We start from the raw sequence: 24067 nt of genomic DNA, 5'->3' as shown, positions 1-24067 counted from the left end.
GAAGGTGCGCAGGTCGTGTTGGCCCGCCGCATCATCCCCTGTCTGGACATCAAGGACGGCCGCGTCGTCAAGGGCGTCAAGTTCGTCGACCTCAGCGACGCCGGCGACCCGGTCGCCTTGGCCCGCCGCTATGAAGAGGAAGGCGCCGACGAGCTGGTCTTCCTCGACATCACCGCGACCGTCGAAGGGCGGCAGGCGACCCTGGCGGTGGTGCGCGCGGTCGCGCACGAGCTGACCATCCCGTTCGCGGTCGGCGGCGGCGTGCGCACCCTGGCGGACGTCAACGCGCTGCTGCGCGCCGGCTGCGACAAGGTCAGCATCAACTCCGCCGCGGTGCGCGATCCCGCCCTCGTCACCGCCGCCGCGGAGCGTTTCGGCGCGCAGTGCATCGTCGTCGCGATCGACGCGCGCCGCAGCGAGGGGGTGCCGTCGGGCTTCGAGGTCGTCGTCGACGGCGGCCGCACGCCGACCGGTCTGGACGCGGTCGCGTGGGCGCGCGAGTGCGAGCGGCTGGGCGCGGGGGAGCTGCTGGTGACCTCGATCGACGCCGACGGGACGCGCGACGGTTACGACCTGGTGCTCACGCGCGCGATCCGCGACGCCTGCGATCTGCCCGTCATCGCGTCGGGCGGCGCCGGCGCGACTCGCGACTTCGTCGACGTCTTCGTCCAGGCCGACGCCGACGCCGCGCTGGCGGCCTCGCTCTTCCACTATGCCGAGCTCGAGATCGCGACGCTCAAGGACGCGTTGGCCGACGCCGAGATCGTCGTGCGCCGCGAACCGGTCGGGGTGCGATGAGCGCGCTGCCCGAGATCGCGTGGGGCGCCGACGGTCTGGTGCCGGTCGTGATCGCCGACGCGAGTACGGGCGCGGTGCTGACGCTGGCGTACGCCAACCGCGAAGCGCTCGAACGAACGATCGCGACCGGCTCGACGTGGCTGTGGAGCCGCTCGCGCCGAGCGCTGTGGAACAAGGGAGAGAGCTCGGGCAACACGCAGCGCGTCGTCTCGATCTCGGTCGACTGCGACGCCGACGCGCTGCTCTACCGCGTCGTGCCGGCCGGGCCGGCGTGCCACACCGGCGCGCCCTCGTGCTTCGCGACGACGGTGCCGCTGCCCGGCGCCGGCGACGCGCCGGACGGCGCGGCCTTCGCCGGCGCGCTGGCCAACCTGGCGCGCACGATCGCGGCGCGCAAAGCGAACCCCCCGCCCGGCTCGTACACCGCCAAGCTGTTCGCCGGCGGCGTCGACCGCATCGGCAAGAAGATCGGCGAAGAGGCGACCGAGGTCGTCATCGCCGCCAAGAACGACGATCGCGGCGAGCTCGTGTGGGAGACGGCGGACCTGCTCTATCACACGCTGGTGCTGCTCGCCGAGCGCGGCGTCGCGCTCGACGAGGTGGGGACGGAACTATCGCGACGCGCCCGGCCGGCGGACTCGTAGGGCTGGCGGGGATCGGCCCGGAGACCGCGGCGAAGTTCGCCGAGGTCGGCGTCCGCACGCCCGACGACCTGCTGGCCTACATCCCGCGCGCCTATCGTGATTGGCGCGAGCCGCAACCGATCGCGAACCTGCCCGAAGGCGAGGCGATCGTCGTCGGTCGCGCCGCGCGGGTGAAGGAGCGCCAGGGACGCTTCCCGCTCGTCACCGTCGACCTCGCCGACGAGACCGGGGTCGTGCAGGCGAAGTGGTTCGGCCGCCGCCATCTGTTCGGCAAGTTCACCGTCGGCGAGCGGCTGTTCGTCGCGGGCCGCGTCGCGCGCACGAAGCTGCTGCCCGAGCTGAACGTGACCAGCCATCGCGTGCTGCGCGAGGGCGAGCGCTACGTCGGCGAGATCGTCCCCGTCTATCCGGCGACCAAGGAGCTGCCCGACCGTCAGATCCGCACCCTGATCGGCAAGAACCTCGAGCGGCTGATCGCGCAGCACGTCGACGCGCTGCCGGCGGCGCTGGTGCGGCAGTTCGGATTCCCGCCGCTGGCGCAAGCGTGGCGCACCGTCCATGCGCCGCGCGACCTCGACGCGCTCGGACCGGCGCGTGAGCGCATCGTGTTCGACGAGTTCTTCGCCATCGCGCTGGCGGCCGCGCTCAAGCGCGCGCGCCGTGAAGCCGAGGGCGGCGCGCGCGTCTGCGAGATGCCCGACGGCTTCTGGGACGCGTTCGTCGCGCAGCTGCCGTTCGCGCCGACCGGCGCGCAGGCGCGCGTCATCGAACGCATTTGGACCGACATGGGCCGCACCGCGCCGATGAACCGGCTCTTGCAAGGCGACGTCGGCAGCGGCAAGACGCTGGTCGCCGCCGCCGCGATCGTGTTGGCGCACCGCAGCGGCGCGCAGTCGGCGCTGATGGCGCCGACCGAGATCCTGGCCGCACAGCACGCCGCCAAGCTGGCACCGATGCTGCTGCCGTTCGGGATCGGGGTCGAAGCGGTGTTCGGCTCGATGGGCGCGCGCGAGCGCCGGCGCGCCGAGGAGCGCATCGCTTCCGGCGCGGCGGGCTTGGCCGTCGGCACGCACGCGCTGCTGACCGAGAGCGTGAGCTTCGCCGATCTCGGCCTGGTGGTGATCGACGAGCAGCACCGCTTCGGCGTGCGCCAGCGGGCCGCGCTGCGCGCCAAGAGCGGCGCGCCGCACACGCTGGCGATGACGGCGACGCCGATCCCGCGCACGCTGGCGCAGACGAAGTTCGCCGACATGGACGTCTCGATCATCGACGAGCTGCCGCCGGGACGCACGCCGGTGCGCACCTTCGTCATCGGTGCGCCGCGCAAGACGATGGTCTACGAGTTCGTGCGCAAGAACGTCGAGCTCGGCCGCCAGGCGTACGTCGTCGCGCCGGCCATCGACGCGACCGAGAGCGCGTTGACCAGCGCGCTGGCCGAGGCCGAAGCGCTGCGCACGCGCGTCTTTCCGGACCTGCGGGTCGACGTGCTGCACGGCAAGCTGCCGCCGCGCGAGAAGGACGCCGTCATGGACCGCTTCAAGCGCCACGAGTCGGACGTGCTGGTGGCGACCACCGTCGTCGAGGTCGGCGTCGACGTTCCCAACGCCTCGGTGATGGTCGTGCTCGACGCGCAGCGCTACGGCCTCGCGCAGCTGCACCAGCTGCGCGGCCGCGTCGGCCGCGGCGTCGCCGAGTCGTTCTGCCTGCTGATCGCGCCGACCGACGCGCTCGAGGTCGAGCGGCTGCACGTGCTGGAAGAGACGAACGACGGTTTCGCGATCGCCGAGGCCGATCTGCGGCTGCGCAACGCCGGGGAGCTGGCCGGTACCGCGCAGGCCGGCGAGATGGGGACGATCGGCAGCATCGTCGACGACTTCGGGCTCTACATGAAAGCCAAGGCCGCCGCCGACGAGATCGTGGCGCGCGATCCGGCGCTGGCGGATCCCGACCACGCGGGCTTGCTGGCCCTCGTCGACGCCAACACCTCGGCCCGCGCCGTGTTGGTGACGGCGTGAGCGACGACGCACTCTTGCCCCGGCCCTTCGCGCTGGGCTTCGACTTCGATCACACGCTGGGCAGCGATCAGGGTCTCGAGCGCCGGGCCTTCTACGAGCTGGCGGTTGAAGCGGGCGTGCCGATCGATCCCGACGATCCGGGCTGGCAAGCGCGGCTCGACGAGCTGCTCGAGCTGTTTCGCAGCGAGCGCATCACGCTGGATGCGATGCTGGCGCGGTTCTCGGCCGCGCTCGGCGTGCTGCCGCTGCGCGCCGAACGTTGGCAGGCCCACTGTTTCGCGCTGGTCGACCAGTTGGTGCGGCCGCTGGCCGGCGCGCGCGAGCTGTTGACGGCGCTGCGCGCGCGCGGCGTACCGCACGCGATTCTCACCAACGGCTGGTCGCCGCTGCAAGAGAAGAAGATCGCCCGCGCGCTCGGCGAGAGCGTCGTCGGCACCAGCGTGCTGGTCAGCGACCTGCTCGGCGTCGCGAAGCCGGCGCCGGGCGCCTTCGCGGCGCTGACCGACGAGCTGGGGATGGAGCGCGAGCGCTGCTGGTATGTCGGCGACAACCCGCAGGCCGACGTCGGCGGCGCGCTGGCGGCCGGCCTGCGTGCGATCTGGCTGGACGAGCACGGCGCGAGTTATCCACAGGACGTCCCCAGACCGACCGTACGGGTTACGACGTTGCGGGAGCTGCAGGCGCTGATCGAGAACACGTTCGCCCCATAGAATCTATGGGGACGCTCACGATTACCGGGGGAACCCTGCGCAGCCGCCGCGTGACCACACCGGCCGGCCGCGAGGTCCGACCAACCCCCGCCCGCGTCAAGGAAGCGCTGTTCTCGATCCTCTCGACCCGGGTCGAACGGGCACGCGTCTTGGATTTGTTCGCCGGGAGCGGCGCGCTGGGGTTCGAGTCGCTCTCGCGTGGTGCGAGCCACGTCACATTCGTCGAGCGCCACCGTCCGACCGCCGATGCGCTGCGCGCCAACGCGCTGCGGTTGGGCGTCGCCGAGCAGGTGGCGGTGATCGCCGTGCCGGCCGAACGTGCCGCGCAGGTCGTGGAAGGACGGTTCGATCTCGTGTTCGCCGACCCGCCCTATGCGCAGCCGTATCCGGCCGCCGTCTTCGCCACGCTGCGGCGACGCGGCGCGATCGATCCGGACACGACGGTCGTCTACGAGCACACGGCACGTGGTGCCGCGCCGGTCGACCCGGCCATGCGCGTCGAGCGCGGCGAACGGTACGGTGAGGTCGCCCTGAGCTTCTTGCGGCCGCAGGTGGCGGCGTGAACGGACGCAGCCCCGGCGTTCCGGCTAACGGCCATGCGGCGGTGTATCCGGGCTCGTTCGACCCGCTGACCGTCGGGCACCTCGACGTCATCGAGCGCGCGGCGCAGATCTTCGATCGCGTGCTGGTCGCGGTGGTCGTCAACCCGCAGAAGCGCGAGCCGCTGTTCACCCTCGACGAGCGCGAGCAGATGATCCGCGAGGCGATCGCCCACGTCCCCAACGTCGAGGTGGCCCACTTTCGCGGCCTGTTGGCCGACTTCGTCCGCTCGCTGGGCGCGAACGTCATCGTCAAGGGGCTGCGTGTCGTCTCGGATTTCGAGAGCGAGATGTCGACCGCGCTGATGAACCGCTCGCTGTCCGGCGTCGACACCTGTTTCCTGCCCAGCGATCCGCGCTGGTCGTTCGTCAGCTCGACGCTCGTCAAAGAGGTCTACAACCTCGGCGGCGACGTCACCGAGTTCGTCCCGCCCTCCGTTCTGCGCTTGATGCAAGCCAAACGCCAGACCGCCCGCTAGTGGGTTACGCGTTGCGCAACCCGTCGCGTTCGGGCTTCGCCCGAGCCGCCCTCGTCGCAAGCTCCGAGGAGGTCCCGTAACAATGTCCGTCTATCGCGTCATCGACAAGCTCGAAGCGTCCATCAAACAAGGCCAGATCCTGCCGCTGGGCTACCGCGTGGTGAGCGAGGAGAAACTGCTCGAGCTGATCGAGAAGCTGCGCGCCTCGCTGCCCGAAGAGGTCGGGCGCGCGCGCACGATCGCCCGCAGCGGCGAGAAGCTCGTGCGCGACGCGCAAGAGAAGGCGCAGGCGATCGTCGAGGAGGCGTCGAGCGCGCAGACGCAGCTGGTCGACGATCACGAGATCGCCAAGCGTGCGCGAATCACCGCCGAGACGGTCCTGCGCGAAGCGGAACAGAAGGCCGCGCGCGTGCGCGACGGCGCGGACGCCTACGCGGCGCAGGTGCTGGCCGATCTCGACGCGCGGCTCTCCACCGCGCTGGGCTCGGTGAAGAAGGGCCTCGAAGCGCTGGTGAACGCGAAGGCCGCCAGCGTGGCGCCGGCGAGCGTCCCGACGCTGGCCGACGCGGCCGCGCAATCGAAGCGCGTCGCGTTCGACGCGCAGCACGACACCGCCGAGCTCGAGACCGTCTAGCATCCGGCTCGGCACCCTGGACGCCCGACCGGCGAGCGAAGCGCCCGAGCTGCTCGCGGCACCGGTCCGCGCGGCGCTCGACGGGCTCGCGTCGGCGCAGCGCGCGCAGATCGCGCTTGCCGAGATCGACCCCGCGCTGGCCGATACGGCCGCGTTCTGCGAGCGTTACGCCGTGCGGCTGGACCAGTCGGCGAACTGCGTGGTGCTGGCGGCGCGGCGCGAAGGCCGCGCGTGGTTTGCCGCCTGCGTGATCCTGGCGACCACCCGCGCCGACGTCAACGGGGTGGTGAAGAAGACGCTCGGCGCGAGCAAGCTCTCGTTCGCGGCGATGGACGCCGCGGTCGAAGCGACCGGGATGGAGTACGGCGGCATCACGCCGCTCGGGCTCTCCGCCGATTGGCCGCTGCTGATCGACGAGCGCGTGACCGCCGCGGGCGACGTCGTCATCGGCAGCGGCGTGCGCCGCTCGAAACTGCTGTTGCCGGGCGCGCTGCTGGCGCAGCTGCCCGGCGCGCAGGTCCTCGCGATCGCGAACTGACGAACCCGCTACAGGGTCGGAACGAAGGCCAGGTTCTTGACCAGGAACGCGTAGCGGTCGGCGAGTTCGTCGATGATCTTGTCCGTCGGGCGGCCGGCGCCGTGGCCGGCTTTCGACTCGACGCGCAGCAAGATCGGCGCGTCGCCGCCTTGCGCGTACTGCAGCGCGGCCGCGAACTTGAACGAGTGCGCCGGATAGACGCGGTCGTCGTGATCCGAGGTCATCACCAGCGTCGGCGGATAGTGCGTCCCGACGTGCACGTTGTGATCGGGCGAGTACGCGTAGAGCCACTTGAAGGCGTCGGCCGACGCGGTCGCGTCGCCGTACTCGGGGATCCACGCCTTGCCGACGGTGAACCGCTGATAGCGCAGCATGTCGAGCACGCCGACTTCGGGGATCGCCGCGCCGAACAGGTCCGGCCGCTGCGTCAGGCACGCCCCGACCAGCAGACCGCCGTTCGAGCCGCCGTTGATGGCCAGGCGCGGCGTCGAGGTGATCTTGCGGTCGATCAGCATCTGCGCGGCGGCGATGAAGTCGTCGAAGACGTGCTGCTTGTTGCCGCGCCAGCCGGCGTGGTGCCAGTCCTCGCCGTACTCGCCGCCGCCACGCAGCGTCGCGACCGCGTATGCCCCGCCCATCTGCAGCCACATGGCGACGCTGGAGGCGAAATACGGCGTGATCGAGATGTCGAAGCCGCCGTAGCCGTACAGGATCGTCGGCGTCGTGCCGTCGAGCGGCATCCCCTTGCGGTGCACGACGAAGACCGGCACCCGCGTGCCGTCCTTCGAGGTCGCGAACATCTGCTCGGTCACGTACTGCGCGCTGTCGAAGGCGATCTTGGGCTGCACCGCGACCGTGCTGGTCGCGGTCGCGGTGTCGAAGCGGTAGACGGTGGTCGGGAACGTGAACGAGGTGAAGGTGTAGTAGGCGATGCGATCGCCGCGCTTGCCGGTCGGCAAGCCGCCGCTGCCGATCCCCGGCAGGTCGATCGCGCCGAGATCGCTGCCGTCCAGGCCGACGATCCGCACGGCGGAATGCGCGTCGTGCAGGTACTCGAGGTAGAAGCGGTTGCCGATCAGCGAGACGTTCTCGAGCTTGTCGGCGGCCTGCGGGGCGATGTCGTGCAGCGTGTGCGCCGGATCGGTGACGTCCAGCCAGCACAGCCGCCAGCGTGGCGCGCCGGCGTTGGTCTGAATGTAGATTCGGTTGCCGTCGTCGCCGATCACGTTGTACGAGACGGTCGGATCGAGCGCGAAGATGGTCTTGAAGGCGGTATCGGGCTCGCCCGCGCGCTTCCACTGCAGCGAGGTGCCGTCGCCTTTCGAGCGCTGCAGGAAGACGTAGCGTTCGTCCTCGGTCGAACCGACGCCGACGAACTCGTCGGGATGCGCGCTCGAGGCGTAGACGAGCGCGTCGGCCGACTGCGGCGTCCCCAAGCGGTGGAAGAAGACCTTTTGCACGCCCAGCGCCGAGAGCGTCGCGTTGGCGGCGGTCGGCGGGTCGTACGCGCTGTAGTAGAAGCCCGCGTCGCCGACCCAGGTCGCGTCGGAGAACTTGCTCCACTGGATCGTGTCGGGCAAGTCGCGGTCGGTCGCGACGTCGCGCACGTGCCAGGTCTGCCAGTCGGAGCCCGAGGCCTGCGTCGAGTAGGCCATGTACTTGCCGTCGCGGGTGAACTCTTGACCGGCCAGCGCGACGGTGCCGTCGGCGGCCAGCGTGTTGGGGTCGAGGAAGACGCGCGCCGGGCCGGCCTCGCTGTCGCGGATGTAGAGCACGGCCTGGTTCTGCAGTCCGCTGTTGTGGAAGTAGAACCAGTGCGTGCCCTCGCGGAACGGCGCCGAGAGCCGATCGTAGTCGAGCAGCGTGCGGTACTTCGCCTTGATCGCATCGCGTTGCGGGATCGCATCGAGATACGAACGGGTCAGCGCGCCTTCCGCCCGCACCCAGGCCGTCGTCTGCGGCGAGTCGACGTCCTCGAGCCAGCGGTACGGGTCGGCGACGACGGTTCCGAAGTACGTGTCGGTGACGGTGCCGCGCGGGGCGGGCGGATAGGTCAGCCGCGCACCGGCGGCAAGCAGCGGCGTCGCGGCCATCAGGGCCGCGATCGCGAGGGCGAGACGACGCACGGGCACTACTTTCGTCAGACGGGCGGCGCTTGCACGCCGTGGGCGAAGGCTTCGAGCCGCGCGCGATCGATGGCGCGGACGCGGCCGCGATCGAGCTCCACCGCGTGGGCGTTCTTCAGGCGGATGAGGGCGCGGGCAGCCATGTCGCGCACGGTGCCCGCGGCCGCCGCGATCTGCGCCTGCGAGAGGTTTTCGACGCCCGGCAGACCGGACGCCATCCCGACCGTCGCCGGCGCGTAGGACATCAAGAACTTCGCGACCCGCTGCAGCACGTGCGCGAACGCCAGGTCGGCGATCGTGTCGATCGAGCGGCGGCGCGCCTGCGAGGCGGCGGCGAGGAAGCCCAGTGCGAGCTCGCTGTCGTTGCGTACGGCGTGCAGCACGGCCTCGGAGGGCACCAGCACCAGCGTGCAGTCCGTCAGTGCCTCGGCGCGCGTCGTCGCGCCGCCGCCGTCGAACGTCCCCGACTCGTTGATCGGGTCGTGCGTCAGCCGCTCACCGAGCGAGTGCGTCTTGCCGTCGGGCGAGAGCAGCGTGTAGACGACCTTGCCGCTGCGCACGAACCCGAGGTACGGCCACAGCTCGCCCTCGTCGAAGATCGTTTCGCCGGTGCGGTATTGGCGCTCGGTCGCGACGGCGGCCAGCTCGGCGATCGTCGACTGCTTCGCGTTCGCGAACGGCGGCGTGTGCGAGAGGAAGGTCGCGGCGTCGGCGCGCTCGTCGATCCGCTCGACCCGAATCGTCCAGCGCCCGCTGCCCAGATTGCGGGCATCCCACGAGAAGCGGCCGGGGCGCTGCTGCTGGAACTCGTTGCGCAGCGCCCGCGGGTCGCTCTCCTCGTGCAGCTCGAGGACGCCGCCCAGCGCGAGCTTGTCGAAGGCGTCGAAGATCCGGGCACTGCGGTTCTGGGCGGGCAGCGTGCGGGCATCGATCGTAACCGCCGGCGCGCGGGTCGTTGGCATCGGGTGGTTGGATGCGTCGCAGGGGGCATTTCCCCTGCGCGGAAGCGGGTAGCCGTGCCGCAGCCGCCGCGCCGGTGGCTGGCGCGCGGGCTCGACGTCCTGGCTGCGTTGATCGTCCTCGCGGCCGCCCTGCGCTTCGTCGTCCTCCCCCGCCTGCATCCCGCGCCGACGCAGGCACCGCCGGTCTCGCTGGCGACGCTCGACGGCGGCCGCTTCGACCTCACCCACGCGCGCGGCCAGGTCGTGTTCCTCGACTTCTGGGCGACCTGGTGCGACCCGTGCCGCGCCTCGATTCCGCTCGTGCAGCACTTCCGGCGCACGCACCCGGGCGTGCGGGTCGTCTCGGTCGACGTCGGCGAGCCGAACGGCGTGGTCCGCCCGTTCGCGCACCGTTTTGCGATGGCGGCGGTTGCCCTGGACCCCGATCAGACCGTCGCCCACGCCTTCGGCGTCGAAGGCTACCCGACGCTGGTCGCGATCGACCCGAGCGGCCGCATCCGTGCCCGCTGGATCGGCTACGACCCCGACATCGAGCGGGCCATGGCGACCGTCACCGCCCGCCTGACCCCCGTCCGCACCACCGCCAGCCGCTGACCGGCATCACAGATTGGCGTGCCCTCAGATGGGTCGATCCAAGCCGATGAGCCTTTGAGTTATTGGCTTCGTGGCGGAGGTACTCCAGGGACAGGCCTCTCAGTTGGGCTCGCGTTTCGCTCGCCACTCGCCGCCCCTACGGGTCCCATTTCAAAGTCAATAAAGCGATACATAGTGTAGGATTCGTCGTCCGTAAAAACTATCTTGGCCGTGCATAAGAATGGACCCCAGGCAGACAAAGTTACCGGAAACCCTTTAGCTCGGTCATCGGACGTGAAGATGCGGTGCCCCCATGACCGTCCGAAGAAATATTCTATATGGCGCACGGACGCGAGGGTGCCTTCCTTCGCCGGAATCGCGTACAGCACAATGTCGTAAAGTTGCGTTGGGTCGCGCGATGTCTGAAGGCGGTGCACAATATAGACACGGCGACTTGCCATTGCAAGCTCAGCTCGCTCATGACGTCTGCTACGGTCGACGTCATCACGCTCATGTATCGCGTTTGCGTTTTGTGTGACACCTCCACTTGAGACGTACGTCTGTCCTAGTTCAAACTGCCAAAGCTTCACGGCGCCGCCATCCCGCACGCGGTTCATGATAAGCTGCGTCAACTGGGCTATGGTCTCGCGGAAAGCTAATACTAGGATCAAGAGCGCCAGTGGCCAGATCAAGGCGGGCACCAACGCTAAGAGGTCATGCGTCGGATTATAGGCAGGCGCTAGAACCTGTGGAACTGGACTCGCAACAGGGGTCATCGATCACGCCAAGCCCCCGGGGCAGCAAACAAAGCGGTTGGTTCTCTTGCCGCGTTTGCTCTGCCTCCAATTCTAGGCCGGGGAATGCCCTCCGATAGTTCTGGATAGTCGGTCCCACAGACCGGGCCTTGAGCAAAACTCGGTCGCCTTCGCTGACGTAGCGTGCTTCCGTCATCGCTTAGGCGCCAACCGTCCGAGTAGCGCTAAGCCTTGAACAGCAGCCGTCCCAGCTTCGGGTACGGTGAGGCTGACGCACCCTTTTCGAGGCGCACGTGGGACCCGCGCTGGCGTACCTCGGTCCAGCCGGCACGGCGGAGTGCGCGACGAAGCTGGCCGCCTGTGACGACCGGGAGTTTCTCTGCCATTTCGCTTAGGCGGCGGGTTCGACGGCGACGCGTTCGATGAGCATCGGCGTGTCCGCGTCGGGTTCCGGGACGGGGAGGCCACACTCGGTCGCGTGCTCGATTTCGAGGGCGATGGCGTCGGCGGCCATGCGCAACGCATCCTCACGATCGGTACCGAAGGTGAAGATGCCCGGGAAGGCCGGGATGATGCAGCGGAGCGTGTCTCCGTCCGGCTCCAAGATCACGCGATACGCGCGCGCCGACATGGAGCCGGATTTCGGCGGCCCGCTCATCATCCCCGGCCCGGGAGCTAGTTCCCGGTGAACGTGGCGGGGCGCTTGTCGAGGAAGGCGCGCGAGCCTTCCCGGAAGTCCTGCGTCGCGACGGTCTGGCCGAACAGGAAGGCTTCGAGCGCGAGCGCGGCGTCGAGTCCCAGGTCGGCGCCTTCGACGATCGCTCGCTTGGCGGCGGCGACGGCCAACGGGGCCTTGCCGGCGATGACCGTGGCCAGGCGGGTCGCTTCGGGCAGCAGCTCGTCCGGCGCGACGACCTTGTGGACCAGGCCCACCCGCAGCGCCGTCGCCGCGTCGATCATCTCGGCGGACAGGCACATGTACATCGCCATCCCCTCGCCGACCAGGCGCGTGAGGCGCTGCGTCCCGCCGTAGCCGGGCAGGATGCCGAGGTTGACCTCGGGCTGACCGAACTTCGCGTTCTCGCTCGCGATGCGCATGTCGCACGCCATCGCCAGCTCGCACCCGCCGCCCAGCGCGAAGCCGTTGACGGCCGCGATGACGGGCGGACGCATGCGCTCGAACGCGCGGGTCAGCGCTTGGCCGCGGCGCGCTTGCGCCTCGCCGGCTCGCGCGTCGGCGAGCGCGTTGAGCTCGCCGATGTCGGCGCCGGCCGCGAACGCCTTCGGCCCCGCGCCGGTCAGGATCACCGCGCGCACGGTGACGTCGTTCGCGAGCTCGTCGAGCACCTCGGTGAGCTCACCGAGCAGCTGAAGGTTAAGAGCATTAAGAACCTGCGGCCGGTTCAGCGTCACCGTCGCGACGGCCCCGTCGCGGGTCAGCTCGATCGTTTGCATGGGCGCGGCGCTACCACGGGGTTCCGTTCGTGCCCTTCCCCTGCTATGGTGGAACGGTCATGCGTACGGCCTATCATCAGGCGCTGGAGAATACGCGCCTCGACGTCGTCCGGCTCGGAGCCCTTGTCTGCGACGCCATTCGGGCGGCGACGCAAGCGCTCGAACGACGCGACGTCGTGCTCGCGGGGCGCGTCGTCGCCGGCGACGACGAGATCGACGAGACGCGCCGCCGGGTCGAAGCGGCGTGCATCGAGCTGATCTGGAAGCAACAGCCCGTCGCCGGTGAGCTGCGGCAGATCGCGGGTATGCTGCAGATCGTGACCGACCTCGAGCGGATCGGCGACTATGCCGTCGATATCGCCAAGAACGCGATCAAGCTCTCCGACGTGGCCGTGCGGCCGGCGTCGATCGAGGTCGGCCGCATCGCCGCGCTGGCGTACGAGATGCTGGTCGACGTGATGCGCGCCTATCGCGAGGGCGACAGCGCACTGGCCGACGCGGTCATCGAGCGCGACGATCAAGTCGACTCGTTGTATCGCTCGAGCATCGATTCGCTGCAGAAGGAGATGCAGCAGGATCCGGCCACCGTGCCGGCCGGCACGTTGCTGCTGTTCGTCGTCTCGATCGTCGAGCGCGTCGGCGACCGCGCGCAGAACATCGCCTGGCATACGAAGGAAGCCTACGGGTGATTCGAGCCGCGATCGTCGCGCTGGCGCTGAGCCTGACGGCACCCGCGCCGGCGGCGGACGCGATCGTGCACCTCAGCTTCGACGGCCGGCCCGTCGACCGCGGCGGTGGGATCGCCGTCAACCGCGGCGGGGTGATCTACGCCGACGTGGTCGACCTCTCCAAAGCCTTCGACGGGCTGCTGACCGTCCACGGGCGATCGGTCGTCGTCACCGTCAAGTCGACGACCGCGACGTTCACCGAGGGCAGCCGCCAGGCGACCGTGCAGCGCACGCCGCTCGCGCTGCGCGGCGTACCGTTCCGCCGTAACGGCGACCTCTACGTGCCGCTCGGCGCGTTCGTGCAGCGGGTCGCCGGCGCGCGCCTGCGCTTCGACGCGCGCCACCGACGCGCGCTGATCCAAGTCAACGCGAACCCGCTGAGTTGAACGCCGAGGCGCCGCTGGCGGCCTCGAGTTTCGCGCTGGACTCGGGCCTCACGTACTTCAACCATGCGGCGGCCGGCGTGCTGCCGGTCGCGACGCGCGACGCGCTGCGGGCGATGATCGAAGATCATGCCGCCCACGGCGTGATCGGCACCGCGCCGCGCGAGCTCGAGCTGCCGGCGTATCGCCTGGCCATCGCCGAGTTCGTGGGCGGCCGGCGCGACGAGGTCGCGCTGCTGCGCAACACCTCGGAGGGTGCGACGATCCTGGCGCAAGGCCTGGACCTGGGCCCCGGCGACGAGGTGATTACCGGCGCCAACGAGTTCGGCGCCAACGCCTATCCGTGGATGGCGCTGCAGCAGCGCGGCGTCGCGGTCACGCTGATCGATGCGCCGCGCGAGCGGATGACGCCCGACGTTCTGCGGCGCACGATCTCCTCGCGCACGCGCGTCGTGAGCGTCTCGTGGGTGACGTTCGACGACGGTTACCGCCACGATCTGGCCGCGTTGGCCGAGGTCGCGCACGCCGCCGGCGCGCTGTTCGTCGTCGACGTGATGCAGGGGCTGGGCGCGTTTCCGCTCGACGTGAGCGCGGCCGGCGTCGACGCCGTCTATGCCGGCGGCGCCAAGTGGCTGATGGCGCTGCAGGGGGTGGGCTTCTTGTGGCTGCGCGCGGAGCTGCTCGACCGCGTCGCGCTGCGGCTGCCCGGCTGGCGTTCCGTCGCCGACATCTGGAACTTCTTGGACTACGCGCAGCCGCCGGCGCCCGGCGCGACGCGCTACGAGGGCGGGACCGTCAACATCCTGGGCGCGCTCTCGCTGGCCGCCTCGATCGGCGTGCTGACCGAGGCCGGCGTCGAGCGCATCGGCGCGCACGTGCTGGCGCTGACCGACCGGCTCGTCGACGGCTTGCTGCAGCAGGGCTGGCAGGTCTTGGGTGACCGCTCGCGCGAGGACGTCAAGTCGGGGATCGTGACGTTCCGACGGCAGAACGTCGATCCGATCGCGCTCGGCCGGCGTCTGGGGGCGCTCGGCTTCTGCGTCACCTATCGCGCCAACGGCATTCGCGTCTCGCCGCACGGCCACAACACCGCCGCGCAGATCGACGCGTTCTTGGCGGCCCTGGCCGCCGACCGCTAAGAGCCGCCGCTCCCGCCCGAGCTGCCGAAGATGCCGGCGAACAGGTTGATCACCATCCCGATGATGACCGAGTTGTACGCGAACGAGATGATCGAGTGGGCCAGGATCTCGCGCCGCACGCGCGTCTCCGTCACCTGCGGGTCGGAGACGGCGAACGACGCGCCGATGCAGAACGCGAAGTAGGCGAAGTCCCAGTCCGACGGTTCGTCGGTGCCGGGGAACTTGATCCCGCCGCACGCCGTGCCGTCGCCGTCGTCGTCGTAATAGTACAGATGCGCGTACCGGAAGGTGTACACCAAGTGCACCCACAGCCAGCCGAGCACGACCGCACCGACGCCGAACGCGTACGCCTCCCAGCGCTCGACGACGTCCTTGATCTGCGGTCCGCGGCCGATCTCGAGCACGGCCGCGACCAGCCCGGCGATGACGGCAATCAGTACCAGCGTGAGCACGCCGTTGCGACCGGGATCGTCGAGCGCGGCGCGGGCGCGCGTCAAGCGTGGATCGGCGTGCAGACCGCTATGCTTGAGGAAGAACAAGATCGTCGCCACGCCGGCGTCGTAGGCCGCCGCGAAGCGAGTCGCGTGGTGCAGCCAGTGCGCGCCGACGAGGTAGACGAGCAGCGCGACCAGCGCCCCCGTTCCGATCGAGAACAACCGATGGCGCGCGAGGATCCACGTCTTCGCGCGTTGCTCGGCAGCTGTGCTCAGAACCCGTCCTCGGCCAGCCGGCACGGCGCCATGATGGCATCGCTCATGCCGTGGATGACGCGCTTGTCGGCGGGCGCGACCGTCGCGAGGATGCCGCCCAGCTCGGTGCCTTCGCCGACGACGAAGTAGTACGGGCACAGCCGGACGCGACCGTCCATCTCGCGCACGGCGCCGGTGGCGGGATCGACGTACGGCACGCGCACGCGCCGGCCTTTGTGGAAGCGCTGCAGCACGTAGGGCGTGTGCTCGAACGAGTCGAGCGCCTCGCGCAGCGCGTCGTGCCAGCCTTCTTTGGTAAGATCGTTGGCGACCTTGACGCCGCGCGAGCCCCACGCCAGCTCGCTGAAGCCGGACGGCTTGAGGACGTAGTCGCGCTCGCTCTTGCCGAGCTCGTCGAGCTGCGACCATTCGCGGACCGGCACGCCGGCGGCGGTCAGGTCGACGATCGCCGCTTGCGGCGGCAGCGGGCGCGGATCGACGATCCAGGTACGCGGGAAGATCCCCAGCAGCCGTTCGTCGATGGCGGCACCGAGCTCGGCGCGCCACAGCGCGCGCAGCGCCGGATGGTGGAAGAGCGCGAACGAGGCCTTCTCTTCGAGCGGGGCCTTGGGAGGCGGCGTGAGCTTGACGCGATTGTGCCGGGCTGCGTACAGGATCAGCTCTTGCTTGGGAACGTTGAGCAGATCGAACAGCTCGAAGTTGCGGTAGAGGACGTCGATCGTCTCTTCGCGGCCGTCGTCGCGGCGCACGAACAGCGCCTCTTCGGTGAAGACGATGTCTTGCGGGGCGCACACGACCACGTCGGCCAGGTCGAGCGCGTTGACGCGCGCCGCCAGCCAGGCGAGCTCGCCGCGATAGTCGCCGGACTCTTCGCTGACGACGATCGCGATGCGCGGGTGCGCGGTGCCCGCCGTCGCCGCGGCCATCGCCGCGAAGCGTTGCGGCATCCCGTCGGCGCCGCCGACGCTCTCGACGCCCAGCTCGCAGTACGTGCGCGCCATCGCGCCGACGAAGCCCATCCCGCCCGGCACGCTGTCGAGCTCGCTGGCGATGTAGCCGTCGTCGGTGAGGATCAGATCGGGCCGGATGACGCGCGGAACGTCTTGCTTGAAGCGGTTCTGCCGCGCGAGCTTGACGATCTGCTCGGACTTGCCGCGGTCGAGCTCCTCGGCGATGAAGGCCGGTGCGGTCCCGCGCGCGCTGCGCAGGTAGAGCGCGTTGAGCGCCTTGTAGAACGCCAGCAGATCGTTGCCGAGCGTTTCGATCGCGTTGAGCGTGTGCGGTGCGAGCGGGAAGGGATCGGGACTGACCCGCCACGCAACGCCGTCGGTGACGTCATCCGGCAGGCGGAAGAGCCCGCGGGGAAGGTGCTCGGAGACGTAGTGCGCGCGTCCGGCCGCATCGAGCTCCGGCGCCACGCTGGTACAGGACATCAGATCGCTCGACACCGCATGTCTGTGCCCAAGAACCGCAGCCCGGCCGCTTGGTTTCAGCTACTTGAGCGGAACCGCACCGGGCAACAGCAGCGCGTGCTCGACCCACACCTTGCCGTCCGCATACGCCAGCGTGAGATGGAGGGTTGAGGAGAGTCCGAGCGGACCGAGGGCGACGTCGTCGACGGTGCGCGAGACCTTCGCGCCGGCCAGGACCTGGATCGTCGTCGTCCGGGCGATCGAGGTCGCCCCGCTGACCGTCTCGGCAACCGGAACCGTCCCGTCGTCGGGTGCCGTCGGGGCGCAGACGCTCACGCCGACCCGCTGCCCGCCGATGGTGAAGGTGTCGTGGGAACAACCCTGGCTCGGCTGTGCGCCGGCCGGCGCCGTGCCCGCGGCCAGCACGCCGAGGGTGAGGACGAAGGTCCGCATGCTCGCGAAACGTATCGAAGGAGACCGCCGTTGCAGGAAGCGGGCGAGGAGCCCCCTCGTCGCCGAGACGACCACCGTTCCGTCCCGTTCCGAAGACAGCCCATAAACATGCCCACCGCTATCGATCTCATCGCCCTCGATCTGGACGGGACGCTGCTGGCGCCCGACGAGACCATCAGCCCGCGGAACCGCGCCGCCATCGGCGAGGCGCTGGCCGCCGGCATTCGCGTGGTCCTGGTGACCGGACGCGGCGTCGACACGCCGATCCGCGTCTCCCGCGAGCTCGGCCTGAACCTGCCGGTCATCTGCTGCCACGGGGCGCTGACCAAAGACTTCGGCGCCAACCGGACACTGGTGCACATCCCGGTGCCGCTGGTGCACGCGAAGCCGATGCTCGAGCTGGCCGACCGCGAAGGGCTGGCCGTCGCCGCCTACATCGACGAGGCGTTCTACCGGCTCGCCGGGACGCCGATCGTCATGGACGACATGCGCGGCGCCGGCTGGCACGAGGTCCCCTCGCTGGTCGCGGTGATGACCGAAGCGCCGACCTTCATCCGTTTCCTGGGCACCGAGTCGGTCCGGCGGATGGAAGCGAGCTTCGGGGATCTGCCGCTGAGCTTCCGCTACGAGACCTGGGGCGAGCTGGTCGAGTGCGCGGTGCTCAGCCGCGAAGCCAGCAAGCGCAATGCGCTGGCCAAGCTGTGCGCCGACTTCCAGGTCTCGCCCGACCGCGTCATGGCCGTCGGCGACTCGCGCAACGACGTGCCGATGCTGCGCTGGGCGAAGATCGGCGTGGCCATGGCGAACGCCCTGCCCGAGGTGCGCCAGTCGGTCCGCTACGTGACGACCAGCAACGCCGAGGACGGCGTCGCCTTGGCGATCGAGCGTTTTTGCCTGCCCGCGAAGAAGAAATCGGCCTGATGCAACCGGCCGCCCCGAGTCCGGAGTACGAAGCTCGGCTCCGGACGATCCTCGCGCAGCGCGATTGGGAAGCGCTGCGCGACTTCACCCGCGAGCAGAACGAGATCCCCGACGACGTCTACGCGCAGGGGCAGCACTTCTGGGAAGTGCTGCTGCACAAGCTGACCTGCAATCGCCTCGACCTGCTCGGCCTGCACGACGAGTCGCGCGCGTGGCTGCGCGAGCGCGACTACTCGACCGGCCTGGGCGGGTTCTGACCGTGCGCGTGCGCGTGCTGGCGTTCGCGCGCCTGCGCGAGCTGCTCGGCGGCGGCTCGCGCGAGCTGGAGCTGACCGACGGCGCGACGCTCGAGACGCTGTGGGCGCACCTGGCCGGCCAGGCACCCGAGCTGCGCGCGCACCGCGCGTCGACGCGCTTCGCGCGCAACGGTGCGCTGGTCGACGGCGCGGCGCGCTTGCACGACGGTGACGAGGTCGCACTGATGCCGCCGGTCGGTGGCGGCTGATGGCGACCCGAGCCGAAGGCGAACGGCAGATCGGCCTGAGCGCCGAGCCGCTCGACGTCGACGCGCTGGTGCAGGCGGTGCGCACCGACGCGCACGGCGCCGTCGTCACCTTTCTCGGGGTCACCCGCGAGACGTCGCCCGACGATCCGCGGCCAGTCGCCGCGCTCGAGTACGAAGCCTACCCGTTGGCCGCGATCGCGGAGATGGAGGCGATCGCACGCGAAGCGGAAGCGACGTACGGTCCGCTCGGGATCGCGATGGTGCACCGTACCGGCGTCGTCGCGCTCGGTGAACCCTCGGTGGTGGTCGTGGTCGCCTCGCCGCACCGCGCCCATGCCTTCGACGCCTGCCGTTTCGCGATCGACGCGCTCAAAGCACGCGCCGCCATCTGGAAAAAAGAGCTCTACGCCGACGGCGGCGGCGCCTGGGTGCCGAACACCGGCTCGTGAACGTCTTTCTGCATCGTGTGGATGCGGGGTTCAACTCCGTTGCGGTGCTCGAGTACGAGGCGCGGCGGGCGCGCGAGGTCGCGATCGTCGCCGGCCACGGGTACTCGAGCTCGAAGCAGAACCTCGACGGTTTGTGCGCGTTCCTGGCCAGTCACGGCTTCGCGGTGTACTCGCTCGATTTTCCCGGGCACAAGCTGGGCGCGAGCGGGGGAACGTTGCGCTCGGCCGACGATCTGTTCGATGCGATGGAGAGCGTCGTCCGCTTCGCGCACGCGCACGGTCACCACACGGTCTACACGCTGGGCCACAGCATGGGCGCCGCGGCGGCGCTGTGCGTCGCCGGGCGCGAGCCGACGGTCAGCGGCGCGATCTCGATCGCGACCGGCTACGGCCGGCCGACGGCGCTCGACGCGTTGGCGGCGCGCGGCGTGGTCGACTTGCGCTCCTCGTACGTCGACGGGCTCGCGCTGCCCGAGATCGCGCAGCAGTGGCAGCCATACCTCGGAGACGCCTTGCTGCAACTGGCCGGGCGGCCGGTGCTGTTCGTGGCCGCCGACCGCGACGCGATGGTCTCGCGGGCCTCGGTCGCCGAGCTGGCCAAGCACGCCTACGAGCCCAAGACGCTGGTCGAGATCGCCAGCGATCACACCTTCGCCGGCGACAACAGCCGCACGGCCGTCCTGCAGTGGCTGAACGTCCTCCATCCGCGAGCGCGCGCCGCCGGCGGCGAAACCCCGCTCGTCGACGCCCCGCTCTAACGGCGGCATGAGCACGATGGCCGGGCGCGGCGAGCTGCGCCGTTACAGCCGCCACCTGCTGATCCCCGAAGTCGGCTTGGCGGGCCAGGAGAAGCTGGCGGCCTCGCGCGTGCTGGTGATCGGCGCGGGCGGTCTGGGCTCGCCGGTGCTGGCGTACTTGGCGGCGGCCGGAGTCGGTCGCATCCTGGTCATCGACGACGACGCGGTCGACGTGACCAACCTGCAGCGGCAGATCCTCTACGACACCGCCGACGTCGGCGCGTCGAAGGCGCGGCGCGCGGCCGAGCGGCTGCGCGCGCTCAACCCGCAGATCGCGATCGATCCGCTCGAAGCGCGCTTCGACGCCGGCAACGCGCGCGAGCTGGTGCGGCTGGTCGACGTCGTCGTCGACGGCAGCGATACGTTCGGCACGCGCTATCTGGTCAACGACGCGTGCGTGCTCGAGGGCAAGCCCGACGTGCACGGCGCGATCTTCCGATTCGACGGACAGGTCTCGGTGTTCGGCGCGGCGGGCGGCCCGTGCTATCGCTGCCTGTATCCCGAGCCGCCGCCGGAGCACCTGGTACCGACGTGCGCGGAGGGCGGCGTGCTCGGCGTGTTGGCCGGCATCGTCGGCTCGTTCCAGGCCACCGAGGCCCTCAAGCTGCTGCTCGGGATCGGCACCCCGCTGATCGGCCGGCTGTTGTTGATCGACGCGCTCGACGCGCGGGTGCGCGAGATCCGCGTCGGGCGCGACCCGGCGTGTCCGCTGTGCGGCGAGCGGCCGACGATCCGCGAGGTCGGCGCGTCGTTCGCGTCCACCGCGCTGCCCGCCGGGGTCCCCGAGCTCGAGCTCGACGCGCTCGCCGACGCGCGCGACGGCGGCACGATCTTGCTCGACGTGCGCGAGCCCCACGAGCGCGCGCTGGGCGAGATCCCCGGCGCGCTCGCCATCCCGGCCAGCCAGCTCGAGGCGCGGCTGCACGAGCTCGACACGGCGCGCACCTACGTGGTGGCGTGCCGCGTCGGCTCGAAATCGCGCTGGGCCGCCGCCCGCCTCAAGGAAGCCGGGTTCGGTCGCGTCTATCATCTGCGCGAGGGCCTGTTGGCCCTGGCTGCTCGCGACGCATCGTTCGAGGTATTCTGAGTGCTCCAGGTCCTGCCGACCCGCTTCGCCGAGGCGAAGGTGTTCGTCCCCGACGTCTTCGAGGACGACCGCGGCTTCTTCAAAGAGACGTGGTCCGACCCGAAGTACGCCGCGCTCGGCCTCGACCTGCGCTGGGAGCAGGACTCGTGCTCCTGGTCGACCCGCAACGTCATTCGCGGCTTGCACTACGACTTCGCGATGGCCAAGTTCGTGCAGTGCCTGGCCGGGCGAATCTGGGACGTGATCGTCGACCTGCGCCGCGACTCGCCGACGTACTTGCAGTGGGAAGGCTTCGTCCTCACCGCCGCCAACCATCGCCAGCTCTACGTGCCGGCCGGCTTCGGGCACGGCTTTCTCGCGCTGGACGACGAAGTCGTCGTCTACTACAAGAACAGCGTGGCCTACGACCCGGCCCGCGAGGGCGCCGTGTCGTGGCGCAACCCGCGCATCGGGGTACGCTGGCCATTGACCGGCGAACCGCGCCTGTCGCTCAAAGACGCCGCCGTTCCCGAGGACGCACTACCATGATCGAGCGCCGCTTCGGCTTTCTCGAACGCGAGGTCCCCGTCATCGGCCAAGGGACGTGGAACGTGCCCACCCGCGGCGCCGGCGCCGAGGAAGCGAAGCGCGCGCTCCGGCGCGGCATCGAGCTGGGGATGGTCCACATCGACACCGCCGAGATGTACGGCGACGGGGCGTCCGAGCGGCTGATCGGCGAGGCGATCCGCGGCGTCCCGCGCGACCAGCTGTTCCTGGTCTCCAAGCTGCTGCCGACGCACGCGCGCTTCAGCACGGCCATTCAGCATTGCGAGCAGTCGCTGCAACGGCTGGGCACCGACTACCTGGACTGCTACCTCTTGCACTGGCGCGGCTCGGTCCCGCTGGCCGAGACCTTGGGTGCGTTCGAGCAGCTCGTCGCCGACGGCAAGATCCTCTCGCTGGGGGTGAGCAACTTCGACGTCGACGACCTCGAGGAGGCGCAGGCCGCGCTCACGCGCGAGCGGATCGCCTGCAACCAGGTGCTCTACCACTTGGGCGAGCGCACGATCGAAGCGCACGAGTTGCCGTGGTGCCGCGCGCACAACGTCGCGATCGTTGCCTACACGCCCTTCGGCCGAGGCGATTGGACCGACGCGCCGGGCGTGCACACGCTCGACACGATCGCGCGCAAGCACCACACCTCGCCGCGGGCGGTGATCTTGGCGTTCCTGACCCGCGACCCGATCGTGTTCGCCGTCCCCAAGGCGTCGACGATCCCGCACGTCGAGGAGAACGCGGCGGCCGGCGAGCTCGAGCTCGACGGCGACGACATCATCGCGATCGAACGCGCCTTCCCCGTGCGTGCGCGGCGTGGAGGCATCCCCACCCTCTGACCTCGCCGCCGCGGTGAAAGCCGCGGCGCGCGAGTGCGGCGCCGCGGCGGTGCGGATCGCCTCGGCCGAGCCCGACGCGGCGACCGCCGCGCGGATGCGGGTGGCCTTCGGGCGCGGCGATCACGCGACGTGGTCGTACGACGCCGGCTACGCGGCCGCGGCCAGCGACCCGGCGACGGTGTTGCCGGGCGCGCGCGCGATCGTCTGCGTCGCGGTGCCCTACGCGACGCCGGCACCGCCGCCGCGCCGCGGACACGGCCGCGTTTCGGCGTACGCGTGGTCGAACGACTACCACAAGACGATGCGCGCGACGCTCGATGCGATCGCGGCGCGCATCGACGCGTTGGCCGGCGCGCGCGTCACCAAAGTCGCGTGCGACACCGCGCCGCTGGCGGAGCGCGCATTCGCCGAACGGGCGGGGCTGGGGTGGATCGGCAAGCACACCTCGCTGATCGTCAAAGGACTCGGTTCGACGGTGTTCTTGGGCGAGATCGTGACCACGCTTCCGCTGCGCCCCGACGCGCCGCTGCGCACGTCGTGCGGCAGCTGCGCGATCTGCCTGGAGGTCTGTCCGACCCGCGCGCTGCGCGGCGACCACACGATCGACGCGACGCGCTGCATCAGCGATCTCACCCAGCGGCGCGACCCGATCCCACGCGCGCTGCGGCCGCTGCTGGGCAACTGGGTGTGGGGCTGCGATCTGTGCAACGACGCCTGCCCGCCGACGCGCCTGGCGGGCCCCGGCGGCGACGCGCGCTTCCGGCCGCGCAGCGCGGAGCTGGCGGCGCCGGGCTTGCAGGCGTTGCTGCGGCTCAAAGGCGGCGCCGCCCGTCAGGTCCGGCGCAGCGGGATGGGCTGGCGGGGGCCGGTCGTGCTGCGGCGCAACGCGGCGGTCGCGCTCGGGAACGAGCTCGACCGGGCCGACGTGCCGGCGCTGGCCGAGGCGCTGGACGCGGATCCCAGCCCACTGGTGCGCGGGCATGCCGCCTGGGCGCTGGGGCGGATCGGCTCGCCGCGAGCGCGCGCCACCTTGCGCGCGGCCCTGGCGGCGGAGGCCGATCCGGGCGTGCGCGAGGAAGTGATCGCGGCCCTGGAACCGTCCGCGTCGCTGCGGGCGTTCCAGACCGAGACACCATGCGCAACCGCCGTTCGCTCGCCGTCCTCACCCTCGCCCTGCTGATCGGTCTTCCGGTCGGCAGCGGCCAACGCGCGTCCGCCGCGTCCGACGATCTCTACGCGCGCATGCAGCAAGTCAACGCCGGCCTTCGCTCGTACCGGGCGGACGTCACGGTCGCGATTCAGCTGCACAGTTTCCCGTTCATCAGTCCGACGCTGGCCGGCACCGCGTACTACAAGCGGCCCGACAAGACGGCGGTCGACTTCCAGTCCGTACCGGCACTCGCCGGGCAGCTGAAGAAGGTCGTGGGCCAGATCGAGCCGCCCGACGAGTGGCCCAGTCTCTACGTCGTCACGCCGACCGGCGACGACGGCGCGACCGCGAGCTTCCGCCTGGTGCGCAAGAAGAACGGCCGCATCGACCACGTCGACGTCCAGGTCGACGACAAGACCGCCACCGTCTCGGCGATGACCTACTACTACAAGGACGACGGCGGGACGATCGCCTTCCGCCAGTCCTACGACGACATCGACGGCAACTACGTCATCGCGCAGCAGACCGGCAAGGTCGACATCCCGCACTACAACGCCGACGTCACCTCGAGGTTCACCAACTACAAGGTCAACGTCGACGTCCCCGACGCCGTATTTAAGGACTGAAGTTAAGGGTGATGGAGCGAGCGCCGTGGTATGGTGGCGCTAGTGA

29 protein-coding genes are annotated in these 24067 nt (G+C 70.3%); 22 read left to right on the top strand and 7 right to left on the bottom strand.

The genetic code is table 11. The features are described 5' to 3' along the window. Nucleotides 1-15: 15 nt before the first annotated feature. From hisF to VMD91_01905, 8 genes are all read left to right on the top strand, one after another. On the top strand, nucleotides 16-798 hold the full coding sequence (gene hisF, locus VMD91_01940; protein HTW82812.1) for an imidazole glycerol phosphate synthase subunit HisF: 783 nt from the start codon (nucleotides 16-18) through the stop codon (nucleotides 796-798). Beyond that, on the top strand, nucleotides 795-1442 hold the full coding sequence (gene hisIE / locus VMD91_01935) for a bifunctional phosphoribosyl-AMP cyclohydrolase/phosphoribosyl-ATP diphosphatase HisIE (GenBank protein HTW82811.1): 648 nt from the start codon (nucleotides 795-797) through the stop codon (nucleotides 1440-1442). The genes hisF and hisIE overlap by 4 nt, the downstream gene beginning before the upstream one ends. Then, nucleotides 1328-3457, top strand: a complete 2130-nt coding sequence (gene recG / locus VMD91_01930) for an ATP-dependent DNA helicase RecG (GenBank protein ID HTW82810.1) — start codon at nucleotides 1328-1330, stop codon at nucleotides 3455-3457. Before hisIE ends, recG begins: the two co-directional genes overlap by 115 nt. Beyond that, complete coding sequence (locus VMD91_01925) at nucleotides 3454-4167, top strand: HAD family hydrolase (protein ID HTW82809.1); 714 nt, start codon at nucleotides 3454-3456, stop codon at nucleotides 4165-4167. The genes recG and VMD91_01925 overlap by 4 nt, the downstream gene beginning before the upstream one ends. A gap of 5 nt (nucleotides 4168-4172) precedes the next feature. Next, complete coding sequence (gene rsmD, locus VMD91_01920; GenBank protein ID HTW82808.1) at nucleotides 4173-4730, top strand: 16S rRNA (guanine(966)-N(2))-methyltransferase RsmD; 558 nt, start codon at nucleotides 4173-4175, stop codon at nucleotides 4728-4730. Continuing rightward, entirely contained in the window at nucleotides 4727-5245 is a 519-nt protein-coding gene (coaD, locus tag VMD91_01915) for a pantetheine-phosphate adenylyltransferase (GenBank protein HTW82807.1), read from the top strand. The genes rsmD and coaD overlap by 4 nt, the downstream gene beginning before the upstream one ends. An 82-nt stretch (nucleotides 5246-5327) precedes the next feature. Then, complete coding sequence (locus tag VMD91_01910) at nucleotides 5328-5879, top strand: hypothetical protein (GenBank protein HTW82806.1); 552 nt, start codon at nucleotides 5328-5330, stop codon at nucleotides 5877-5879. A gap of 1 nt (nucleotide 5880) precedes the next feature. Further along, nucleotides 5881-6417: a YbaK/EbsC family protein gene (locus VMD91_01905; GenBank protein ID HTW82805.1), complete on the top strand. Its 537-nt coding sequence runs from the start codon at nucleotides 5881-5883 to the stop codon at nucleotides 6415-6417. Nucleotides 6418-6425: 8 nt separating this feature from the next. On the opposite strand, the gene VMD91_01900 is transcribed toward VMD91_01905, so the two are convergent. Further along, nucleotides 6426-8543: a prolyl oligopeptidase family serine peptidase gene (locus VMD91_01900; protein ID HTW82804.1), complete on the bottom strand. Its 2118-nt coding sequence runs from the start codon at nucleotides 8541-8543 to the stop codon at nucleotides 6426-6428. Between the two features lie 14 nt (nucleotides 8544-8557). Beyond that, nucleotides 8558-9505 carry a DUF2249 domain-containing protein gene (locus VMD91_01895; GenBank protein ID HTW82803.1) on the bottom strand — a complete coding sequence of 316 codons (948 nt, stop codon included), beginning with the start codon at nucleotides 9503-9505 and terminating at the stop codon, nucleotides 8558-8560. A gap of 54 nt (nucleotides 9506-9559) precedes the next feature. On the opposite strand from VMD91_01895, the gene VMD91_01890 reads away from it, so the two are divergent. After that, entirely contained in the window at nucleotides 9560-10099 is a 540-nt protein-coding gene (locus tag VMD91_01890; GenBank protein HTW82802.1) for a TlpA disulfide reductase family protein, read from the top strand. A 1125-nt stretch (nucleotides 10100-11224) separates the two neighbouring features. Here the strand turns inward: VMD91_01890 and VMD91_01885 are convergent. Both VMD91_01885 and VMD91_01880 read right to left on the bottom strand, forming a co-directional pair. Then, complete coding sequence (locus VMD91_01885; protein ID HTW82801.1) at nucleotides 11225-11464, bottom strand: type II toxin-antitoxin system HicB family antitoxin; 240 nt, start codon at nucleotides 11462-11464, stop codon at nucleotides 11225-11227. 44 nt (nucleotides 11465-11508) lie between these two features. Then, a complete protein-coding gene (locus VMD91_01880) occupies nucleotides 11509-12288 on the bottom strand; it encodes an enoyl-CoA hydratase-related protein (GenBank protein ID HTW82800.1) in 780 nt (259 codons plus the stop codon). A gap of 59 nt (nucleotides 12289-12347) precedes the next feature. Between VMD91_01880 and phoU the strand changes: the two genes are divergently transcribed. From phoU to VMD91_01865, 3 genes are read left to right on the top strand one after another with little or no spacing between them, the layout of a single operon-like run. Next, a complete protein-coding gene (phoU, locus tag VMD91_01875) occupies nucleotides 12348-12977 on the top strand; it encodes a phosphate signaling complex protein PhoU (GenBank protein ID HTW82799.1) in 630 nt (209 codons plus the stop codon). After that, nucleotides 12974-13402 (top strand): stalk domain-containing protein, encoded by a 429-nt coding sequence (locus VMD91_01870; protein HTW82798.1) that lies wholly within the window; start codon nucleotides 12974-12976, stop codon nucleotides 13400-13402. The genes phoU and VMD91_01870 overlap by 4 nt, the downstream gene beginning before the upstream one ends. Beyond that, nucleotides 13399-14538, top strand: coding sequence for an aminotransferase class V-fold PLP-dependent enzyme (locus tag VMD91_01865; GenBank protein HTW82797.1), 1140 nt, complete (start codon nucleotides 13399-13401; stop codon nucleotides 14536-14538). The genes VMD91_01870 and VMD91_01865 overlap by 4 nt, the downstream gene beginning before the upstream one ends. Here VMD91_01865 and VMD91_01860 read toward each other — a convergent pair. The 3 genes from VMD91_01860 to VMD91_01850 are packed head-to-tail and all read right to left on the bottom strand — an operon-like array spanning nucleotide 14535 to nucleotide 17113. After that, complete coding sequence (locus tag VMD91_01860) at nucleotides 14535-15194, bottom strand: DUF1345 domain-containing protein (GenBank protein HTW82796.1); 660 nt, start codon at nucleotides 15192-15194, stop codon at nucleotides 14535-14537. The genes VMD91_01865 and VMD91_01860 overlap by 4 nt on opposite strands. Nucleotides 15195-15244: 50 nt before the next feature. Beyond that, nucleotides 15245-16681 carry a hypothetical protein gene (locus VMD91_01855; protein HTW82795.1) on the bottom strand — a complete coding sequence of 479 codons (1437 nt, stop codon included), beginning with the start codon at nucleotides 16679-16681 and terminating at the stop codon, nucleotides 15245-15247. 60 nt (nucleotides 16682-16741) lie between these two features. Next, the gene (locus VMD91_01850; GenBank protein HTW82794.1) at nucleotides 16742-17113 is read right to left on the bottom strand and encodes a hypothetical protein; all 372 of its coding nucleotides are present in this window, start codon (nucleotides 17111-17113) and stop codon (nucleotides 16742-16744) included. Between the two features lie 108 nt (nucleotides 17114-17221). Between VMD91_01850 and VMD91_01845 the strand changes: the two genes are divergently transcribed. From VMD91_01845 to VMD91_01800, 10 genes are read left to right on the top strand one after another with little or no spacing between them, the layout of a single operon-like run. Further along, nucleotides 17222-18034 (top strand): Cof-type HAD-IIB family hydrolase, encoded by an 813-nt coding sequence (locus VMD91_01845; GenBank protein ID HTW82793.1) that lies wholly within the window; start codon nucleotides 17222-17224, stop codon nucleotides 18032-18034. Continuing rightward, nucleotides 18034-18291, top strand: coding sequence for a hypothetical protein (locus tag VMD91_01840; GenBank protein ID HTW82792.1), 258 nt, complete (start codon nucleotides 18034-18036; stop codon nucleotides 18289-18291). Before VMD91_01845 ends, VMD91_01840 begins: the two co-directional genes overlap by 1 nt. Nucleotides 18292-18293: 2 nt before the next feature. Beyond that, nucleotides 18294-18539, top strand: a complete 246-nt coding sequence (locus tag VMD91_01835; GenBank protein HTW82791.1) for a MoaD/ThiS family protein — start codon at nucleotides 18294-18296, stop codon at nucleotides 18537-18539. Continuing rightward, nucleotides 18539-18988, top strand: a complete 450-nt coding sequence (locus VMD91_01830; protein ID HTW82790.1) for a molybdenum cofactor biosynthesis protein MoaE — start codon at nucleotides 18539-18541, stop codon at nucleotides 18986-18988. Before VMD91_01835 ends, VMD91_01830 begins: the two co-directional genes overlap by 1 nt. Further along, nucleotides 18985-19746 (top strand): alpha/beta fold hydrolase, encoded by a 762-nt coding sequence (locus VMD91_01825; protein ID HTW82789.1) that lies wholly within the window; start codon nucleotides 18985-18987, stop codon nucleotides 19744-19746. The genes VMD91_01830 and VMD91_01825 overlap by 4 nt, the downstream gene beginning before the upstream one ends. 7 nt (nucleotides 19747-19753) lie before the next feature. Beyond that, entirely contained in the window at nucleotides 19754-20872 is a 1119-nt protein-coding gene (gene moeB / locus VMD91_01820) for a molybdopterin-synthase adenylyltransferase MoeB (GenBank protein HTW82788.1), read from the top strand. After that, entirely contained in the window at nucleotides 20873-21400 is a 528-nt protein-coding gene (gene rfbC / locus VMD91_01815; GenBank protein ID HTW82787.1) for a dTDP-4-dehydrorhamnose 3,5-epimerase, read from the top strand. Next, entirely contained in the window at nucleotides 21397-22245 is an 849-nt protein-coding gene (locus VMD91_01810; GenBank protein ID HTW82786.1) for an aldo/keto reductase, read from the top strand. Before rfbC ends, VMD91_01810 begins: the two co-directional genes overlap by 4 nt. Nucleotides 22246-22258: 13 nt before the next feature. Next, nucleotides 22259-23425 carry a tRNA epoxyqueuosine(34) reductase QueG gene (gene queG, locus VMD91_01805; GenBank protein ID HTW82785.1) on the top strand — a complete coding sequence of 389 codons (1167 nt, stop codon included), beginning with the start codon at nucleotides 22259-22261 and terminating at the stop codon, nucleotides 23423-23425. Then, complete coding sequence (locus tag VMD91_01800; GenBank protein HTW82784.1) at nucleotides 23380-24021, top strand: hypothetical protein; 642 nt, start codon at nucleotides 23380-23382, stop codon at nucleotides 24019-24021. Before queG ends, VMD91_01800 begins: the two co-directional genes overlap by 46 nt. Nucleotides 24022-24067 lie beyond the last annotated feature (46 nt).

The sequence above is a fragment of the Candidatus Sulfotelmatobacter sp. genome (assembly GCA_035504415.1).
Lineage (GTDB): Bacteria > Vulcanimicrobiota > Vulcanimicrobiia > Vulcanimicrobiales > Vulcanimicrobiaceae > Vulcanimicrobium.
This window is presented reverse-complemented; position numbering and strand designations above follow the sequence as displayed.

Excerpts from the sequence above, each read along its gene's own strand:
- hisIE (HTW82811.1), top strand. The coding sequence starts at position 795 with ATGAGCGCGCTGCCCGAGATCGCGTGGGGCGCCGACGGTCTGGTGCCG.
- VMD91_01840 (HTW82792.1), top strand. The coding sequence starts at position 18,034 with ATGCAACCGGCCGCCCCGAGTCCGGAGTACGAAGCTCGGCTCCGGACG.
- VMD91_01880 (HTW82800.1), bottom strand. The coding sequence starts at position 12,288 with ATGCAAACGATCGAGCTGACCCGCGACGGGGCCGTCGCGACGGTGACG.
- VMD91_01850 (HTW82794.1), bottom strand. The coding sequence starts at position 17,113 with ATGCGGACCTTCGTCCTCACCCTCGGCGTGCTGGCCGCGGGCACGGCG.
- phoU (HTW82799.1), top strand. The coding sequence starts at position 12,348 with ATGCGTACGGCCTATCATCAGGCGCTGGAGAATACGCGCCTCGACGTC.
- VMD91_01830 (HTW82790.1), top strand. The coding sequence starts at position 18,539 with ATGGCGACCCGAGCCGAAGGCGAACGGCAGATCGGCCTGAGCGCCGAG.
- VMD91_01800 (HTW82784.1), top strand. The coding sequence starts at position 23,380 with ATGCGCAACCGCCGTTCGCTCGCCGTCCTCACCCTCGCCCTGCTGATC.
- VMD91_01845 (HTW82793.1), top strand. The coding sequence starts at position 17,222 with ATGCCCACCGCTATCGATCTCATCGCCCTCGATCTGGACGGGACGCTG.
- rsmD (HTW82808.1), top strand. The coding sequence starts at position 4,173 with ATGGGGACGCTCACGATTACCGGGGGAACCCTGCGCAGCCGCCGCGTG.
- VMD91_01895 (HTW82803.1), bottom strand. The coding sequence starts at position 9,505 with ATGCCAACGACCCGCGCGCCGGCGGTTACGATCGATGCCCGCACGCTG.
- VMD91_01855 (HTW82795.1), bottom strand. The coding sequence starts at position 16,681 with ATGTCCTGTACCAGCGTGGCGCCGGAGCTCGATGCGGCCGGACGCGCG.
- VMD91_01885 (HTW82801.1), bottom strand. The coding sequence starts at position 11,464 with ATGTCGGCGCGCGCGTATCGCGTGATCTTGGAGCCGGACGGAGACACG.
- moeB (HTW82788.1), top strand. The coding sequence starts at position 19,754 with ATGAGCACGATGGCCGGGCGCGGCGAGCTGCGCCGTTACAGCCGCCAC.
- VMD91_01810 (HTW82786.1), top strand. The coding sequence starts at position 21,397 with ATGATCGAGCGCCGCTTCGGCTTTCTCGAACGCGAGGTCCCCGTCATC.
- VMD91_01910 (HTW82806.1), top strand. The coding sequence starts at position 5,328 with ATGTCCGTCTATCGCGTCATCGACAAGCTCGAAGCGTCCATCAAACAA.